This is a genomic window from Methanosphaera sp. BMS (assembly GCF_003268005.1).
Classification (GTDB): domain Archaea; phylum Methanobacteriota; class Methanobacteria; order Methanobacteriales; family Methanobacteriaceae; genus Methanosphaera.
Window position 1 is genome coordinate 486,530 of sequence record NZ_CP014213.1, and the last position, 20,799, is coordinate 507,328.

13 protein-coding genes are annotated in these 20,799 nt (G+C 26.4%); 10 read left to right on the plus strand and 3 right to left on the minus strand.

From position 1 onward, the window contains the following. Positions 1-552: 552 nt before the first annotated feature. Positions 553-2,643 (minus strand): DUF262 domain-containing protein, encoded by a 2,091-nt coding sequence (locus AW729_RS01560; RefSeq protein WP_112123431.1) that lies wholly within the window; start codon positions 2,641-2,643, stop codon positions 553-555. Between the two features lie 532 nt (positions 2,644-3,175). Between AW729_RS01560 and AW729_RS01565 the strand changes: the two genes are divergently transcribed. From AW729_RS01565 to AW729_RS01580, 4 genes are all read left to right on the plus strand, one after another. Beyond that, positions 3,176-4,153, plus strand: a complete 978-nt coding sequence (locus tag AW729_RS01565; protein WP_112123432.1) for a restriction endonuclease subunit M — start codon at positions 3,176-3,178, stop codon at positions 4,151-4,153. Continuing rightward, the gene (locus AW729_RS01570) at positions 4,153-8,175 is read left to right on the plus strand and encodes an Eco57I restriction-modification methylase domain-containing protein (RefSeq protein ID WP_112123433.1); all 4,023 of its coding nucleotides are present in this window, start codon (positions 4,153-4,155) and stop codon (positions 8,173-8,175) included. Before AW729_RS01565 ends, AW729_RS01570 begins: the two co-directional genes overlap by 1 nt. 260 nt (positions 8,176-8,435) lie before the next feature. Continuing rightward, positions 8,436-8,972: a transposase gene (locus AW729_RS01575; RefSeq protein ID WP_162685726.1), complete on the plus strand. Its 537-nt coding sequence runs from the start codon at positions 8,436-8,438 to the stop codon at positions 8,970-8,972. Next, positions 8,923-9,264, plus strand: a complete 342-nt coding sequence (locus tag AW729_RS01580; protein WP_112123435.1) for a transposase — start codon at positions 8,923-8,925, stop codon at positions 9,262-9,264. Before AW729_RS01575 ends, AW729_RS01580 begins: the two co-directional genes overlap by 50 nt. 223 nt (positions 9,265-9,487) lie before the next feature. Here AW729_RS01580 and AW729_RS01585 read toward each other — a convergent pair whose 3' ends face one another. Continuing rightward, on the minus strand, positions 9,488-10,138 hold the full coding sequence (locus tag AW729_RS01585; protein WP_112123436.1) for a hypothetical protein: 651 nt from the start codon (positions 10,136-10,138) through the stop codon (positions 9,488-9,490). Positions 10,139-11,633: 1,495 nt separating this feature from the next. On the opposite strand from AW729_RS01585, the gene AW729_RS01590 reads away from it, so the two are divergent. The 6 genes from AW729_RS01590 to AW729_RS01615 all read left to right on the plus strand — a co-directional run bounded on the left by AW729_RS01590 (position 11,634) and on the right by AW729_RS01615 (position 19,746). Further along, positions 11,634-12,437, plus strand: a complete 804-nt coding sequence (locus AW729_RS01590; RefSeq protein ID WP_112123437.1) for an endonuclease/exonuclease/phosphatase family protein — start codon at positions 11,634-11,636, stop codon at positions 12,435-12,437. Positions 12,438-12,653: 216 nt separating this feature from the next. Next, a complete protein-coding gene (locus tag AW729_RS01595; RefSeq protein ID WP_112123438.1) occupies positions 12,654-13,124 on the plus strand; it encodes a DUF6508 domain-containing protein in 471 nt (156 codons plus the stop codon). Positions 13,125-13,390: 266 nt separating this feature from the next. Next, positions 13,391-16,126, plus strand: a complete 2,736-nt coding sequence (locus AW729_RS01600; RefSeq protein ID WP_112123439.1) for a type I restriction endonuclease subunit R — start codon at positions 13,391-13,393, stop codon at positions 16,124-16,126. A gap of 263 nt (positions 16,127-16,389) precedes the next feature. Next, complete coding sequence (locus tag AW729_RS01605) at positions 16,390-16,956, plus strand: restriction endonuclease subunit S (protein ID WP_257791431.1); 567 nt, start codon at positions 16,390-16,392, stop codon at positions 16,954-16,956. Then, positions 16,943-18,487, plus strand: a complete 1,545-nt coding sequence (locus AW729_RS01610; RefSeq protein WP_112123441.1) for a type I restriction-modification system subunit M — start codon at positions 16,943-16,945, stop codon at positions 18,485-18,487. Before AW729_RS01605 ends, AW729_RS01610 begins: the two co-directional genes overlap by 14 nt. A gap of 2 nt (positions 18,488-18,489) precedes the next feature. Further along, on the plus strand, positions 18,490-19,746 hold the full coding sequence (locus tag AW729_RS01615; protein ID WP_112123442.1) for a restriction endonuclease subunit S: 1,257 nt from the start codon (positions 18,490-18,492) through the stop codon (positions 19,744-19,746). Here the strand turns inward: AW729_RS01615 and AW729_RS01620 are convergent. After that, positions 19,743-20,783, minus strand: a complete 1,041-nt coding sequence (locus AW729_RS01620) for an integrase (protein WP_112123443.1) — start codon at positions 20,781-20,783, stop codon at positions 19,743-19,745. The two genes, AW729_RS01615 and AW729_RS01620, sit on opposite strands and share 4 nt — an antisense overlap. Positions 20,784-20,799: the final 16 nt, after the last annotated feature.

The following is a 20,799-nucleotide window of genomic DNA, read 5'->3' on the forward strand; positions in this document are numbered from 1 at the left end:
TCTGATAGTACTCTATATCAGAGCATTGTTCATGGAATTCTTCTGGTGCTATGTTTAGTGCTTTTTGTATGTATATATCTTATGATTTTTCAATCAGGATATGAGTTGTTTTGATTGATTCCTCTGTTGAGTGTCAACTGCTATTATTAATCCATTTTTACATATATAATTATCATGAATTATTGTACGTTATCCAAAGGTAAAATAAAATGTTTGATTATAATCTCTTCTTTCAAAATCATAAAAAATTTACCAATATCTATATTTTACTATATAATATCTATTACAACCCAATATATAAATATATTTAACAAAAACGTAAAAATTTTATTAAAGTTTGATTATAAAATTATAAATAATACAAAACGTAGTAAGATTTTTATAGAAAAAATAACCAATTAAATTGTAGAAAAAAAATGGAAAAATATAATAATTGTGCACCCTTTCCCCTAATATAAAGAAAAAAACCTAATTTATTTTCAAAATATTTAAACAAAATATATCTTTCATAACGCCTTGTTTTCTAAAATAAAAAAGCAAGAATCAGATTAACTAATTGTCATCTCTTTTTATTTTTTGAGTTGTATCATATGCCTGTTTAATTAATTTATAAACATAATTAATATCATCTTCTTTTTTAAGATATACCATAGTATTGCCAGTACCATAATGTCCTATATCAGTTAAATCATTACATAATCCTTTAGGGTCCTTTATTTTATCTATTCCAATATCTAAGTATAATTTTAATCCTTGCTTTTGAGGATCTATTTCCGTAAAATTTTTAGTTGTTTTGAATACGATATATTGTTTGTTAAATATTTGAATAACATTTTCATCTATATCTAAAATCATATCTGATAATATGTTATATAATTTTCGAGAATGTGTATGTTCTTCCAAATGTTTGTGATCATTAATTGTATATACCATTCCTGTTTTTATTTCTTTAATTTCTTCTAATTTCTTTTCTATTTCTGATGTAACTAATGGATATTCCCAAATTGATTTGATTTCGTTGAATAATATGTCTGCACGATTATTTATCTCTTTTTCGTTCCATGAAGTTAGATTTGATAAATATTTATTTAAATGTAATTTAGAATCTTTAAAACCCTCTTCCATATTTAATTTTTCATCAAATGTTTTATTGCCCATTTCTGAATTTCTAGCTGTTAAAGTTAAATTTCCTATTGTATTTAAATATGTTTCATGAATTTCTTTATAGTTTTCACCTAAACATTCCTTCCATTGACTATTTAAGTTTTGTGGCATTATGTGTTCTATAGTACAATTTTCCACAATTACAATTTCTTTATTATGATAATTTTCTAGTTTATATAGCATGTGTCTTCCATTTTTATTGTAAATCTTTTTGGTTTTACATGATTCTTTAAACTCTTCATCTTTTGGGAATCGTTTATTATCATTTTTCGGATATTGTAGAAGATTTACAATAAATGAATTAAGATAATCCTCCTTATCTATGGATTTATGAAGTATTAAAAATACTGATCCCATAGCATTTGTATTTAAACTACAAACATATCTTCGTAGAACATAACTTTCAATATATTTAGTAATTTGAATGAAGTCTTCTTTAGTTAAATTTATTTCTGGATTGACATAATCATCATAAACACTTAATAAAAATCTATATACAACTGTATTATTTAGACTTCGAAGACTGTCAAATACTCTTTTAAGATCTTCATCTTTTTCATTTCCATAAAACATATTATTATAGTATTCTGCATTACTATGAATATCTTTAACTAGTAATTTAATATTATCTCCATACTTAAGATTTGCATAATGTTTAAATTCCTTATAAATATCGGAATTAATAGGATTATTTAGTTTTGACATTAAATATGAACTAAAAAATAAATCAAAGTCTTTTTCATCAATATCGCTAAAAATAGATTCGATATTTTTCCAATAATCATTATAAAGAGTTTTTTGATCTTTAGAATCCATAAGAACATAGTTACGAATCAAGTCACTATTTGTAAGTTTTTTTCCAGTAGAATTTAAACTTTCAAAAATTGATTGTGGTTTATCCTCTCTTTGCAAACGAACTGAAATGAAAATTAATTTATTAAAACCTTTCCAAAAAATTTCCATATCCTCATTAGATAAAAGTTTATTAAAATATTTGTAGTTTTCTTGAATATTTATGGAGTCATTATCATCAAAATCCAATTTCTTATCTGAAAATATTGAAGATATGATTTTATCTAATGTCACATCATCTTTTTCACGCAAATAAAGTTTTTTAGTCTTTTCCATGTTATTATTAATAATATTATTATTAAAAACCCCCATAGCATAATTTTTATTAATTTCTTTATATTTTTTACAAAAACTACATAATAATAAGGTTAGTGTTGTTATACGTTGTTGTCCATCAATAATATCTAAATCAGAAATAGAACCAATGACACCATTGTCTTCGACTTTATAAACAATAGACCCAATAAAATAACTTTGCCTATCATCATTAGCTCCGATTTCCATTATGTCATTAAATAATTCTTTACATTCTTCTTTACTCCAACTGTATTCTCTTTGATAAAGGGGTATGTTCATATTAATTTGTTGACTAATAAAATTTTTAAAATAAAATTCTTGAACCTGCAAAATTACAACTCCTTACATTATTAATGAATATTATATTATATGTTTAATTTTAATAAAAAATCTTGTTCTCAAAATATTAAAATTATTCTATGTAATAGATATTGAACTTCCTGAGAATTTAAACACAGAAATGAATACAACATCAAATGACTGAAAAAACAAAGATTGAATGCTAAAGGTGGAACCACGATTCACTACAAGAAAAAAACACTAAAATACAGACAATACTATCTAAAAGGACTAGATTTGCAAAAACAGAAATTTAATGGTAATAATCCTAAACATATGAAAAATACACAACATAGAACTTCAACAAAAAGATAATCAAATAGGAATATAAAAAATATAATAATTCATATAAGAGACACCAACAAGACTTGAATTGTCTAGAACATACTCTCAAATCATAATTGTTGCAGGGTCTCTAAGTTGTATTATTTTGAAAATATGCATGATAAACATTATAATGGATGTCCAACAAACATAAATTTGTATAGTAATTATTTATTAATTATTTATTCCGGGGGATAAAATGAATATACTAGGAATTGATATAAAAGAAAAAGTTTTAAAAGATTATTATCCTAAATTATTGACAATTCTTTTAAAAGACCATTCCTCCAATAAAAATATCATTTGGGCAACAGATGATTATAAACGTTATGGTAAAGGTTATGAAAAAACTTCAAGAATCTTTTCTAAATTAATTACTGGTGATAATGGATATATTATTAAACCAAGAATTAAAAAAACAGATAATCAACAAACTTCAAGAAGTCGTGATAATGGGGAAGTTTTTACTCCTTCATGGATTTGCAATAAACAGAATAATTTAATTGATGAAAAATGGTTTAATTATAAATATGTATTTAATCAGGAAAATGGGAATAAATGGGAAACAAATACTAACAAAATTAAATTTCCAAAAGGAAAGAGATGGCAAGATTATATAATGGATATTAGATTAGAAATTACATGTGGTGAAGCACCATATATTGTAAGTAGATATGACACAGTAACAGGAAATTACATTAATATAAAAGATAGAATTGGTCTTTTAGACAGAAAATTAAGGATTGTTTCTGAAAATACTGATAATCAAATTGATTGGTTGTATTGGGCTAAAAAATCTATTGAGAATATTTATGCTTATGAATTTCAAGGAGATAACCTACTTTTAGCAAGAGAAAATATTTTATTTACTTTTATAGATTATTTTAATCAAAAATTTGATAAGAATCCCGATTTTGATTTGATATATGAAATAGCGAATATAATTTCTTGGAATATTTTTCAAATGGATGGTTTAAAATATGTGGTTCCATATTCTTGTCAAACTGAAAAAAAGATTATTGTCACATTATTTGGAAAGGAAGTAGAAGAAACTCAATGTATTGGTTGTAAAAAAGATTATGTTGATCAACATAATGGAGTATATTCTAAAATTAAAGATTGGGAAACTGGAAAAACAATTAAATTTATTGATTTAATCAATAAGGGGGAAATATGATGATTAATTCTAATGAATTTGTGGATACTTTTAGTTATAAAATTATTTATATTTTCACTATAAATGATGAATTTCATAAAGGGCGATTGAAAATAGGTGATACAAGTATTAGTACTAATAAAACTCCTGACCAATTACCTCCTAATTGTCATGAGTTAAATGTTGAAGCTAAAAAAAGAATAGATAGTTATACAAAAACAGCTGATATAAAATATAATCTTTTACACACAGAATTAGCTATCATAACTTACAATAAAGAAGGGGTCTTAATATCCGAAGCATTTAGGGATTATGATGTCCACAAAATTTTAGAAAATTCAGGAATTCCAAAAAAATCAGTGGGTAGAGCTAATGAATGGTTTGAAGTAGACCTTGAGACAGCTAAACTAGCTATCAAAGCAAAAAAAGAAAATGAAGATAATCTTTCGGGTACAACTACTATGAAAGGTTATACTCCCATAATATTCAGGCCAGAACAAGAAACAGCTATTGAACAAACTATTGAACGATTTAAAAAACAAAATCGCATGTTATGGAATGCTAAAATGCGTTTTGGTAAAACATTAACTGCTTTAGAAGTTATTAAACGTAAAAAATTCAAAAGAAGTATTATTATAACTCATAGACCTGTTGTGGATAAAGGTTGGTATGAAGATTTTAATAAAATTTTTTATGATAAAGACAATTATAAATATGGTTCTAAACAATCTGGTTACTCATTATCAAAATTATTAAATTCCGGAAAAAATTTTGTATATTTTGCTTCTATTCAAGATTTAAGGGGATCTAAAAAGGTTGGAGGAATTTTTGATAAAAATGATGAAATTTTCAATTTAGATTGGGACTTTGTTATTATTGATGAAGCACATGAAGGAACACAAACTGACTTAGGTCAAAATGTTAAAGATACAATAATTAAAAAAAGAACAAAAGTTTTAGAATTATCTGGAACTCCATTTAATATTCTTGATCAATATGATGATTTAGACATCTATACTTGGGATTATGTGATGGAACAAGAAGCTAAAGATAATTGGGATAGACTCCATTGTGGTGATTCTAACCCTTATGAAGAATTACCCAAAATGCACATCTTCACATATGATTTAGGAGAAATGCTAAATAATAATCAGTACGATGATATAGAGGATAAAGCATTTAACTTTAAGGAATTCTTCAGAACATGGACTGGAAATATTGAACAAGATTTTAAAGTAATGCCTTCGGATAAAGAAGAAGGAGATTTTGTTCATGAAGATGATGTTAAAAGTTTTTTAAATTTAATATCTCGAGAAAATGAAAATAATAATTATCCTTTCGCTAGTGAAGAATATCGAAAGTTATTTAAACATTCATTTTGGTTGCTTCCGGGAGTTGCTGAAGCTAAAGCATTTAGTAAATTATTAAGAAATCATCCTGTCTTCAGTGCATTTGAAATTGTGAATGTTGCTGGTGAGGGAGATGAGGAAGTACATAATATCGAAGCTTTAAAAGACGTTAAAGAAGCTATTGATAAAGCGGGGGAAGAGGGTTACACAATAACATTATCTTGTGGAAGATTAACAACTGGAGTAACTGTTAAAGAATGGACATCTGTCATGTATTTATCAGGATCTTATTCTATTAGTGCATCTAATTACCTTCAAACTATTTTTAGAGCCCAGTCTCCTTGTAATAAATTTGGAAAAATGAAAACTGATTGTTATGTTTTTGATTTTGCACCGGATAGAACTTTAAAAGTTATTGCTGAAGCTGTTCAACTTTCTACAAAAGCAGGTAAAACATATGATAAGCAAAAAAATGCACTTGGGAAATTTTTAAATTATTGTCCGGTTATTTCAATAGATAATACTGGGATGAAACCATATAATGTAAGTAATATGCTTCAACAACTTAAAAGAGCATATGCAGATAAGGCAGTGCAAAATGGTTTTGATGATACAAGTTTATACAACGATAATCTCATGAGTTTAACAGATATGGATTTAGATGAATTCGAAAAACTTAAAGAAATTATTGGAAGTTCTAAAGCACAAACAACACCTAAAAATATTGTGATTAATGATCAAGGATTTACAGATGAAGAAAGGGAAAAGCTTGAACAAATACAGAAAAAACCAAAAAAACAAAGGACACTTGAAGAAGAAGTTGAATTAAAACGACTTAAAGAATTAAGAAAACAAAAACGAACAGCTATTTCAACTTTAAGAGCTATTTCAATTAGAATGCCTTTGTTAATATTCGGTGCTGATATTCCTATTACTCAAGATTTTAAACTTAGAGACTTTTTAAATGAAAACATTGTTGATCAAAAATCTTGGGAAGAGTTTATGCCTCAAGGTGTCGACAGAGAACTTTTTGAAAAATTTATCAAATATTATGATGAAGAAGTATTTGTTGCGGCAGGAAATAAAATAAGACATATAATTAAAGATTCTGATAACTTGTCTGTTGAAGATCGTATTAGAAAAATTACAAAATTACACTCATGTTTCAAAAATCCCGATAAAGAAACAGTCTTAACACCATGGCGTGTAGTAAATATGCATTTAAGTGATTGTTTAGGTGGATGGTGTTTTTATGATGATACATTTGATGTAAAAGAAGGTATTTTAGATAAACCACGTTATATTAGTCATGATGATGTTACTTCTGAAGTATTTAATGATAAAAGCCAAATTTTAGAAATTAATTCAAAAACAGGTTTATATCAATTATATGTTGCATATAGTATTTATAAAAATAAAGTTACTTCTTATAATAATGAATTATCATTAGATGAACAACAGTTTATTTGGTTAGATGTTATAAAAAATAATATTTTTATCATTTCTAAAACTCCAATGGCTAAATCTATAGCTAAACGGACATTATTAGGTTTTAGAGAATCGAAATTTAATGCACATTATTTTGATGATATGATAAATCAATTTGAAAATAAAGATAATCTTCTTATTAAAAAACTTTCAAAACCAAGTTACTGGAATATTAAAGGGGTTGATAAAATGAAATTTAATGCAATTGTTGGAAATCCACCTTATCAAGAGATGGATGGTGGTGCTAATGCTAGTGCTAAAAATATATACCCATATTTTGTTAATGTATCTAAAAAATTACATCCAAATTATGTATCATTAATTATTCCTGCTAGATGGTATACTTCAGGTAAAGGTTTAGATGATTTTAGGCAAGATATGATTCATGATAAACATATAATAAAATTATTTGATTATGTGGATTCTAAAGACATTTTTCATACTGTTGAAATAAAAGGAGGAATCTGTTATTTCTTAAGAAGTGAAAATGAAGAAAAACCGTGTGAAATTGTGTATCATAGTGATGAAGGAATACAACATTCTACTAGATATTTACATGATTTAGGCGAAATTTACATCAGAGATGAAAGAATTATTTCAATAGCTCATAAAATAATTGATAATGATTTTGAAGCATTTGATACTATTATATCAAGTCTCAAACCTTATGGTCTTAGAGGAGATTTCTTTAAAAATCCTAAAAAATATGATTTACCTGAAATTTTAGAAGATAAAGTTAATTCAAATGATTTAGCTATATATGGTCTTGAAAATAATAAACGAGTTTATAAATATGTACCTAAAAATTATCCACTACCTAAAAAAGAAGGATTGGATAAATATAAGTTGTTTGTTAATCGTACATATGGAAATGGAAAATTAGGGCAGGATAATCGACCTACTCCTGAAATTGGAAAACCGGGACAATTATGTACTGAAACATTTTTACAAGTAGGTCCTTTTGAAAGTGAAATAGAAGCACAAAATGCATTAAAATATATGGAAACCAAACTTTTCAAATTGTTAGTTGGTATAAATAAAACAACTCAAGATGCCCCTAAAAGAGTTTATACTTTTGTTCCTATGCAAGATTTCACAGAATCTTCTGATATTGATTGGAATGGATCAGTAAGTGAACAATTATATGAAAAATATAATTTAACTCAAGAAGAGCAAGATTATATTGAAAAATTAATTCTAAAATAATTTATGAGTTAATAATTTTATTTTTTCTTTTTTTGATTTTATAGAATAATTATCGTTATAGTAGTAATACACTAAAGAATAAGTATTTATAGTAAAAATAGAATAGATATTATTATGCAAACTGAAAATATCTATTCTATAAATAAGTATATGAATTCTAGACAACTTAAACTTTTCGATTTTGAAATGCCAAGACATAAAACCCCTTCGTTAGTTCAATTATCAAAAATTGAAAAGTCGATTTAACTGGCAATAGGATGTTGGATTTTGTTTTAACAGCATATAATTATGCTAAACTAACATTTAAAAAGTATTCTTCACAATATTCTAAACAAAAATACACACAACCACAATTATTTGCAATTTTAGCATACAAAACATACAATAAATATGATTATAGGAACATAATAGAAAATTTAAATGTATCTACAAAATTACAAAAGGCTTTAAATCTTAAAACAATACCTCATTATACAACTATCCAAAAATTCTTCAAAAAACTACCAGTTAAAAAATTAAATCAAATTAACACATTACTTTTACAACAGTTCCCACTATATGAATGTTATTTCAGTTTAGATGGAACAGGATTCACTAATTCCTATTCAGATATATATTACAACAACAGAACTAAAAAAACACGTCGAAGTTATATCAAAAATCACATTACAGTGGATTCAAAATATATGTTAATAAGACATCACAATGCTACAAAAGGACCAAAATATGATATAAACTTTGCAATAAGTGCAATACGAGCAATACGATGTTATAAACCAATACATATTAGCAGATAAGGCATATGATACAGAAATTATTAAACAAACAATTATTGAAGAAACAACTGCATTACCAGAGATACCAGTAAAAACAAGACAAAAACGTGGTACATATAGAAGCAAATGTAGAGTGATATTCAGACCTCGGGTATATAGATTCAGAAACCAAGTTGAAGGAGTAAATAGTGTTGAAAAAAGAAAATTTAGTGGAATAAACAACAGTAGAAGCACTAATTTACAAATAAAAGAAACAAAAATGAAAAATGTGTTTTATACCATTTACCAATCAATTCAAATTGTACAAAAATAGGGATTTCTACAGAGCCAAATATATACTCTTCAGCTTTTTTTTATTTACCAGGGGGCCGACAAAAATATGATTTTTTTACTATTTTAAAAAAAGGATAGTTATAAAAGTATAGCATTAAGTTTTCAATACTATACTTCATAATATATATAATATAATATTATAATTATTTATTATATTATAAAAGATATCAAGGATATAATTCACTTTTTAATGTTTTACATCTTTACAATTTTTGTAAAGAATTATTTTTACTTATTCTAAGTATATGTTTATTCGGAACTTTAACCCTGTCAAAATTGTACTCCTGTTCTTTGATTTCATCACGATATTTCCTGATATACTCATCAAATTCTCGCTTAGTTGTTGCAGTTTGACTTGTTATCATCGTACGGGTATCTTGAGGTATTACGTTATGCAGATTTAGCATTTTAGACAAAAGTGAAGTGTATTTTCCATAATATACATAATATTCATCATCACACATTTTCTTTACATTTTCCTCATCATTGTAAAGTTTTTCTTCATTAAATTGCATTACATCCCGTAAAGCATTTGCATCATTTTTGTGAAGATTCTTTACATTTTCATTACATTTGTAAAACTTTTTTTCATCATTTTTCTTTACGTTTTCATCAATTTTGTAAAGAGGAGTCTCAGTGACTATCTTTTCACTTTCCTCTTTTTTAATTGTTTTAAGTGATTCAATACATTCTTCTATGGCACTAAGTCTTGAATATCTATAGGCATTTTCTCTGCGTAAATCATAGAAATCTATACATTTTCTGACATACTCTGAAGTGTTAAGTCCTGATTGTTTTATTTTTTGTTCTTGAGTCTCTGTTATTCTTACGTTAATGTTTTTTATAGTAATCACCTTTTTTATTAGAGAATTCAATATTTTTGTAAATTTAAAGTTATTAACAGTTTTTTTGATGATTTTATATTATTAATAACTTTTTGTTGAAAAAATAAAGGATTTTCAACAGTTAATCGTATGATTTTTCTGATGAGATAAATCATAACGGTAGAAAAAAATTATTCATTGTTTTGAAAAAAATTTTTTTCTAAAATGCTATTTGTAAGTGGTAAGAATATCCGGGTAAATTGTGGTAATTCTAGTTAAAATTACCAAGATTATTCCTTAAATTTAGGAAAACCTAAAAAAAAATAACAGGTAATTATCACTTAAAAATCCATAAATAATTTTTAAATAAATTCTATAAAAAAATAAAGCATCAACAACTACATAACGGTAGAAAAAATTATTCATAGTTTTGAAAAAATTTTTTTCTAAAATTCATTTTGTAAGTGGTAAGAATATCCGGGTAAATTGTGGTAATTCTGGTCAAAATGACCAAAATTATGCCTTAAATTTAGGAAAACCTAAAAAATATAACGGGTAATGATCACCTTAAAATCCATAAATAATTTTTAAATAAGTTCTATAAAAAGATGAAGTATTGACAACTATGGAAGTATATCAATGGAGTTAGCAAAAAATTCCATAATTTTTTTCCATAAATGTATTATATTTAGATAAATAAATCAAGGTGATAAAAACGTTAAATAATTGAATAAAATTTTTTCCTTTAGAAAAAAGTTTGTGCTACAAATTTTAATATTCAAAAAATGTAGCACAAAAAAAATTTTACAAAAAAAAGGTTATAAACAGTTAATATTGAAAATAATCCCATTAAAAAAATTAACGGGAATCAATTAGAATACAACTTCCCATTTAGGTAAATATGATTAATAAAAAGGTTTAATTACATCATAATAATTTTTATATAAAATACATGGGCTAATTCATAATAATTATAACTCCTATAAGTCTTATTAAAGTCAATTAGTCTTAATTAATTTTTATACCTATTAATTAGACTCTGATTAAGATTTTAACAATCAAATACAATATTTTTAATTTGCTACAAAAAAGTATTTGTGAATAGGTAGTCTAATAAAATTTCATTAAAGAAATCACTAGTCGACCTATTACTTAATAATATCTCTAAACAGAAAGAGTAGAAAAGGGAGAATCTGACTATTTTTCACATTAACATGACACGGTTTCTATATATTTTGATTAAAACATATTGGCTGTATTTTAGGAATTATTCGAAAAATCATCGGATCAAAATTAATATATTCTAATGTAATAATCCACTTTTTCTTCTATATATATTTATAATTTATATTTTTAATTATATATTGGTTTAATTTAATAAATAACTTGAAAAATTTGAATATTTTTTCTTGTGGATTAGCTTAAAACTTTTACAAATATATAAATATGGTTTAATATTAAAAATAGTATCAATTAAAACTGATAAAAATATTGCTAATATTTTTAAATAAGTGGGGGTAAAACCATGAAAATAATGAGTTGGAATTGTAACGGAAGTTTTAGAGAAAAAATTAACTCAATAACCCAAAAAAATCAAAAAACATATGTAGATGCAGATATTTATGTAATCTGTGAATGTGAAAATCCTGATGAATCACATCCGGACTACAAAGAATACAAAGAGTTAATCCAAGACTTATTTGGAGATAATCATTATTGGGTTGGAAATCTTCCTTATAAAGGTTTAGGAATATTTGCTAAGGATAATGTTGATTTAATAGAATTGGAAACTAATGGAAATTTTGAATTCTTTAAGGCCTTTAGAGTAAATGATTCCTTCAATCTATTGACTATTTGGGTACAAGATAAAGATAAAGAAAAAGGACTAAATCCATATGTCGAAATGATTCATGACTTCTTTGATGCTAATACAGAATTATTTGATGAAAATCTTATAATATGTGGAGACTTAAATAGTAGTGCTGTATTTGACCATAAACATAATGCAAAAGATGATAATGGAAATGCTAAAAATCATACAAATCTTGATAAGAAATTAAATGACAAAGGATTATTTAGTGTATATCATGAGTTAAGTAATGAAGAAAATGGTAAAGAAAAACAAAAAACCTTTTTCCTATATAGACATTTAAATTATCAGTTCCATCTTGATTATGTATATGCCAATAAGGAAATAATTGAAAAAACAATATTAAAAGAAAAAGGAAAGAATGTTTATGAAGATTTACCTAACAAGTTTGAAATTTTGGATAAGTGGAACTGGATTAGTTTAAGTGATCATTTGCCAGTAGTGTTTGAATGGGATTAAATAACAATTTTGTATCTAAATCCGGTATTTCTATTTTTTATGAGATGGATGGTCTTATAAGATCATCATCCCTATTTTTTAATATTTTATTCTTCGTTTAATGTGTTTATATAACTAATTTTTGGAAAAAATAGATTGGATTTTTTTATATTATTTAAAAACAGATACATGTCATAATTGATAAAACTTAATAGTTATGTAAGTTAATTTTATAATATGGAACCTGAATATAACCGTAAAACTGAATTTACTAAGGAAGAATTAATCGAGATTCTGGATTCTTTTCTAGAATATAAACCTGTATTTGACAGAAGAGTTTCTGGCGAGGATTCTTCATGGAAAGTAGATGAAACAAGGTATGATACTGATGCAAGCACACATAGATATATTGGTTATGATTATACTTACGTGAAAGCAGCATGGGATGTTAGGAATGTGGTGTATGATTATCGTATTGAAGACAAAGAAAATATTCCTAATTTTAAGATCATTTGTGAAAAATATGGAGTACATGACGTTAAAGGAGCATCTGAGAAAAAATTGGATTTTCTTGAGATAGTTACTATTATTACTTATATTGATAGGGCTGACCGTCATTCTGATGGTGGATGGTATGAACATCGTGTAGAGGATGGTACTTTTTATAATTTGCTCTGCAGGTTAGAAGATATTAGAGATGATTTGTGATTTTCTTATGATTAGATATTGTTATTATAATTGTATATCCATACTTAAATTGTATAAATCGAATAAAAAACTTCTATAACAGAGAATTATATGTTCACAATTCTTTTATATTATTTTTTCATTTTCTTTTTGTTATACTGTAGATAATTGGAGTGGAAAAATTTTCTTCAAAACATTTATATTTAAAAATTTCTATTTTTATATCTTTATAATTATATTATCCTGTTTACATAAATATAAGTAATAATAAAAGGGGAATTTTTTTCATGTCTACAGAAAGTGAAGCAGTATTGGAGCAGAAGTTAATTGAAAAATTAACTAATAATGGTTATTCTTATATTAAGTTGGATAATGAGGATGATCTTAATAGTAATTTTAAAAAACAATTAGAAAAGTTAAATAATGTTAAATTAACTGATGAAGAGTTTGATAGACTTCTTATTTATTTGGATGATGGGAGTATTTTTGAAAAATCACGTAAATTAAGGGATAAGTATTATATTAAACGTGATGATGAATCTTTTTATTTGAAATTTTTAAATCAGAAGGAATGGTGTAAGAATATTTTTCAAGTTTCTAATCAAATCACTATGGTTGGAAAATATGAAAATCGTTATGATGTAACTATTTTAATTAATGGTCTTCCTCTTGTTCAAATTGAACTTAAACGTCGTGGTATGGAGCTTAAAAAAGCATTTAATCAGATACAAAGATATTGGCAGCATTCTTATAAGGGATTATTTAATTATATTCAATTGTTTGTCATAAGTAATGGTATAAACTCCAAATATTTTGCTAATGTAGATAATATTCTTGACTTTAGTTATGATCAAACATTTTACTGGAAAGATGAGAAAAATAATAATATATATAAGTTAGATCCCTTTACGGAGACTTTTCTTGAAAAATGTAATCTTGCTAGGATGATTTCACAGTATATGGTATTGAACGAGGATGAAAAGAAAATCATAGTACTTAGGGCATATCAAAAATATGCTGTGGAAGCCATATTAAAGCAAGCTCTTGAATATAAGCAAAATGGTTATATTTGGCATACAACAGGTAGTGGTAAGACGCTCACCTCATTTAAGACTTGCAGATTACTTTCTAAAGAAAAATCAGTAGATAAGGTAATATTTGTTGTAGATAGAAATGACCTTGATGATCAGACAAGTAAGGAATTTAATAAATTCTCCCCCGGTAGTATTATAGATGTTAGTAATACATATGAATTGATTAGAAAACTTTCAGGTGATGATAAATTAATTGTTACAACGATTCAGAAATTAAATAATGCTGTTAAAAGAGATTCCAGTAAATTAAATTCTGTTAAGGATAAACATATAATATTTATCTATGATGAATGTCACAGGTCACACTTTGGTACTATGCATGATAATATTGAAAATTACTTCACGGATTGTTTATCTTATGGATTTACGGGTACACCTATATTTGCTGTTAATGCAAATGGTGATAAAACAACCAGTGACATTTTTGGCAGAAGACTTCATTCGTATCTAATTAAGGATGCTATTGCAGATAACAATGTACTGGGTTTTAGTATTGATTATTTTTCAACGGCCAAACGACGTGAGGGACTTGATGAAGATGTGGCTAGTATTGACACTAAGGAAGTATTGGAAGCTGATGATAGAATTGAGATGATTTGTGATTATATTATTAAAAGTTATAAATCAAAGACTCATAATGCTAAATTTAATGCAATGCTTACAGTTAGTCAAGGTAGTGTTATTCATAAATATTATAAATATCTAAGAAATAAGGATCCCTCATTGAAGATTGCATGTATATATACCTTTGATGCTAATGGTGAATTAATTGATGGTTTTACAGAACGCGATTATCTGGAAGCGTATATTCAAGAGTATAATAAGATGTTCAATACTAATTTCTCTACAGATACATTTAGTGAATATCAGAAAGATATTTCTAAACGGATGAAAAAAAGAGAAGAATATATGAAGTCTAAGACAATTGACTTGTTACTTGTAAAGGATATGTTTTTAACAGGATTTGATTCACCATCATTAAACACATTATATGTAGATAAAAAGATGGTATATCATACATTACTTCAAGCATACTCCCGTACCAATAGATTAAACGGGAAACAAAAACCACATGGAAATATTGTGGTGTTCCGTTCACTTCATGAAGAAACCGATAAGGCATTAAGATTATTCTCTGATGATGCACCATTAGAGACAATACTAATGTATGACTATAAACATTATGTGAAAGAATTTAATGATGAACTTGACCGTTTATATGATTTGGTAAAAACTGTTGAAGATGCACAATTATTAATTAGTGAAAAGGATAAACGAGAATTTGTATTAAGATTCAGAGAACTTATCAGGACAAAAAATAAATTAGATAACTTTACAGAATTCACATTTAACGATGTTAATATTGAAGAACAAGACTTCGATGACTTCAAAAGTCAATACTTTGAAATATATGAAGAGTTTAAGGATGATGAGCATACTAAAGTATCAATTCTTGATGATATTGATTTCGAATTAGAATTAATAGAAAATGATGAAGTCAATGTGGATTATATATTAAAATTATTAAAAGAAATGACTCCAGAGACTCCGGAGTATCCTGCTCAGAAAAAATATATACTTAAATTAGTTAAGGAAACAGAAAAACTAAGAAGTAAGATAGATTTAATTGAGAAATTTATTGATGAAAATATCGGGAGAATCAATGAAGAGGATGGAAATGTTGAAGATGAATTCAACAACTTTATGGAAGAAGAGAAGAAATTAGCCATTGCTAAGTTAATACTTGAAGAAGAACTTGATGAGAATGTATTGCGAAACATTCTTAGCGAATATGAATTTAGTGCAAAATTTGATGACGAACAGGTAGACAGTGCCTTTACTAAAAAGATGGGTATTGTTGAACGTTATGAGAAAAGAAATTATCTGATAAGTAAAATCAAGGAGATATTGGAGAAATTTGAATATTAATTTCATTTTTTCGGTACTTCATTTTTATTTTTTTTTAATTAACTGGGTATGTCTTTGTAATTAAAAGACAACTTTATATAGTATAAATATAATAAATAATAATAAGTCTTTGTAACCCAAAGACAAATAATTGTTTCAAAGTACTACAATTAAAAATAAATACAAGAATAAAAATTGCCAAAAAAATGATTTTGTAATGGACAAGATACAAATACTCAAATAATAAATTAAATCCAAAACAAAAAATTAAGGAGGAAAAAGAAATATCAAATTATAAAACATTAGAAGAAATAGCACAAATATACACAGGACTACGAACAACCAGATATATAAATAAAAACACAAAACACCAACAAATAATACTCAAAAAAATCAATACAAACAACACAATAGAAATAGAAAAACAAAAACTTCCAGAAATAGATAAAAAGTACTACTCAAAAAAAGATGACATATTAATACATGCAACAGGCACAACAAACACAATAAACATAATAAAACAAGAAGGAATAATAATACCAGCACATTACATAATACTACGAGTAAAACAGGACGACCCCCAATTTATATATCACATACTAAAAAGTGAAGAATTTAAAAAAATAGAACGAAAACTAAGTGGAGGAACAAATCTACCCTTCCTAAAAACACCAGATCTCAAAAAAATGAAAATAAAAATCCCACCTCCGGAAAAACAAAAAACATATGTAAAAATTATGGAATTAATAAATAAAAAAACACAACTAGAAGAAAGAAAAATCAAAATAAATAAAAACATACAAAATTGGATATTTAAAAAAGAATTAGGTGAAAATTATGTCAAATTATAATCTAGAAACAAAATTATGGTCAGTAGCAGATGAACTTCGCGGAAACATGGATGCAAACGAATATAAAAATTACATATTGGGATTTATATTTTACCGATACCTATCCGAAAAACAAGAAAAAACAATAAACAAAGCACTAGAAGATGATAACCTCACATTCAAAGATGTACAAAAAGACACAGTAATCTATGAAGTAGTACAAAAAGATTCATTAAGCAAACTAGGATACTTCATAACACCTGAACTATTATTCAGCACAATAATAGAAAAAACAGACGAAGAAGAATTCATACTAGACGACCTACAAAAAGCATTCAACCAAATAACAAACTCATCACAAGGAACAGAAAGCCAAGACGACTTCAGCAATCTATTTGAAGATGTTGAACTCAACTCCTCAAAACTAGGAAAAACACCCGATGAACAAAACGATAAAATATCAAAAGTCATAAGAAAACTAAACGAAATAGACTTTAAATTAGATGAAGATGAATCAGACATACTTGGAGATGCATATGAATACCTCATAGGACAATTCGCATCAAGTGCCGGAAAAAAAGCAGGAGAATTCTACACACCACAAGAAGTCTCAACAATACTTGCAAGAATAGTAACACTAAACAAAGACAGACTAAAAAGCGTATATGACCCAACCTGTGGATCAGGATCATTACTACTGAGAGTATCTAAAGAAACAAAAGTGGCAGATTTCTACGGACAAGAACTAAATCAAACAACATACAACTTAGCAAGAATGAACATGATACTACACGGAGTAAGATACAACCAATTTGACATAAAACAAGGAGATTCACTAGAAAACCCACAACACTTAAACCAGAAATTCGAAGCAGTAGTGGCAAATCCACCATTCAGTGCAAAATGGAGTAGTTCCAAGAAATTCATGGACGACGAAAGATTCGGAGCATACGGAAAACTAGCACCAAAAAGCAAAGCAGACTATGCATTCGTACAACACATGATATACCAACTAGACGAAAACGGAACACTAGCAGTAGTACTACCACACGGCGTACTATTTAGAGGAGCAGCAGAAGAAAAAATAAGAAGATACCTTATAGAAGAAAAAAATTACTTGGATGCAGTCATAGGACTACCAAAAAACATATTCTATGGAACAAGCATACCAACATGCATATTAGTATTTAAAAAATGCAGAGAACACGATGATAACATAATATTCATAGATGCATCAGAACACTATGAAAAAGCTAAAAACCAAAACAAACTACGACCAGAAGATATTGATAAAATAGTCACAACATACGCTGAAAGGAATGAGGAAGACAAATACTCACATGTAGCACCATTAGAAGAAGTAATAGAAAATGACTACAACCTCAACATACCACGATATGTAGATACATTCGAAGAAGAAGAACCAATAGACCTAGATGAACTAGTAGATGAACTAGAACAAATCGAAAAAGAAATCCAAGAAGTAGATGATAAAATTATTGAATACTGTAAAGAACTAGGCATAAGACCACCTGTAATTAGAAGGGATTAACAATGGATAAGTCTACACAAAGAAGTGACAATACAGTTAAAGACCATAAGCAAGACTTAATAATTCCAAAATTACGTAATAATTTATTCAAGGATAATTGGTCTACTAAGAAATTAGGCGATATTTCTAAAATTATTATGGGCCAATCACCATCTTCATCAAATTACTCGGATGATACTGATGATACTATATTAATCCAAGGAAATCAAGATTTGAATAATGGTTTAGTAGTTCCACGAATTTATACATCTGAAATCACTAAGATATCTAAACCTGGTGATATCATATTAACTGTTAGAGCTCCTGTAGGAGATATTGCTATTAATGAATATGATTGTTGTATTGGAAGAGGTGTTTGTTCTATAACACCTCATGAGAATAAATTATTCATTTATTATTATTTACAATATCTTAATAACAAAAAAATTTGGAATAAATATTCACAAGGAAGTACATTTGAATCTGTAAATTCAAAAGATATTAAAAACCTCAAAATAAAAATTCCATCAATAAATGAACAAAATTATATTTCAGAATTCTTATCATCAATAGATAAAAAAATTGAGTTTATGGAAAAGAAGTACAATTGTTTATTACAATTAAAAAACAACATAATAACGAATTTGTTTTGTAATGAAGACATGTACCAACCTTTGTTGAAGTTCAATGATGAAAAATGGGAATACATAACCTTAAATGAAATTGGAACTACATATTCAGGATTGTCAGGTAAAAGTAAAGATGATTTTGGAGTTGGTACTTCATTATTTGTTCCATATAAAGCAATATTTGATTCAGAAATTATTGACATTAATCTTTTAGAAAATATTAAAATAAATGATTCAGAGAAACAAAATTTAGTTAAAATGTATGATATTTTATTTACAAGTTCATCCGAAACACCTGAAGAAGTAGCAATGACATCGATATTTCTAAATAATTATGATAATTGTTATTTAAATAGTTTTTCTTTTGGTTATAGAGTAACAGCCAAATTTATTAATCCAATATTTTTGAATTATTATTTAAGAAGTCCCATGTTAAGGAAGAAGTTCTATAAAATAGCTCAAGGAAGTACCAGATATAATATTTCAAAAAAAGAAATTATGAAATTATCGATAAAATATCCTTCAAGTGAAACACAAGAAAAAATCATTTCATTTATATTAAATATGAATAACAATATATCCAACTTAAGAAGAGAAATTGAACTTAATAAAGAGTTTAAACGTTCTTTATTAAGTAAGATGTTTTGTTAGTAAAGGTTGATTTGTTGATCTGATAAGAAGACATTTATTGTGATGTGTATGTCTTCTTTTATTTCTTCTTTTTTTGGTTCTTTATCATATATCATTACATTTTTCATGTTTTTAATATATATTTGTTTGAGTTTCTCGGGGTTTGTTTTGATGTAAGTTTCATGTACACTGTTTTTACTTCTTCCTTGTAGTGCATCTATGTATTCTGCAACTAGTTGCATGTTGCTCGCATGAAATTTTCTTAGAATATGTGTTCTGAAGAATCTGTAGTTTCCTTTGAATCCCCATCCCATTTGGTCATTGATTGTTTGAAATTTTTTCATAATGTATGATCCGTTAAATGGGAACAATTTATCTGTTCGTTTTAAATTTTCTCTTGTTTTAAGATATTTAATTATATATGTACTTGCTTCTGATGAACAGAATGTATAATAATATTTATCTGTTTTTATTCGTTTAAGATAAATTGTTGGGACAATATCATCTTTTTCAGATAATTCTTCTAATATATCGTTTAATCTTGTGTTTTTATGGTATTCTTGTGTTCCTTTGATAAAATCTTCTACTGTTAATGATAATGTTTCTGCTTTAGCTGTTCCACTACTGGACATGAAAAGAATTAATGCTTTTATAGATAATGGCGATAATTCTAAAGCATCTTTTATATGTTGTTTTGTTGGAAGATCAAGATAATTTGTTACGTACTGTTTTTTATATTTAACATCAGGCAAATATGGAATTTCTATTTCAAAATGTATGTAAAATGTTTTAAGTTTGGAAAAATAAGTTTTTATAGTATTGGAAGATAAATTTGATTCTAATAAATATGTTCTATAATTTAATAATCTTTCTTTAAGTCGGCGTTCTTTTAAGGGTATTTTATTTGTTTCATCTTCTTCAGCTTCTTGAATTAACTCTTCTATAGTACAATTATGTAGGTTAGTGTATCGTAGTAATGTGGATACATAACCTTGTTTTGTACTATCTTTAATATTTCTATCCTTACAAAATTTAATAAATAATTCATTGTTATACATGAAAATAATTCTATTT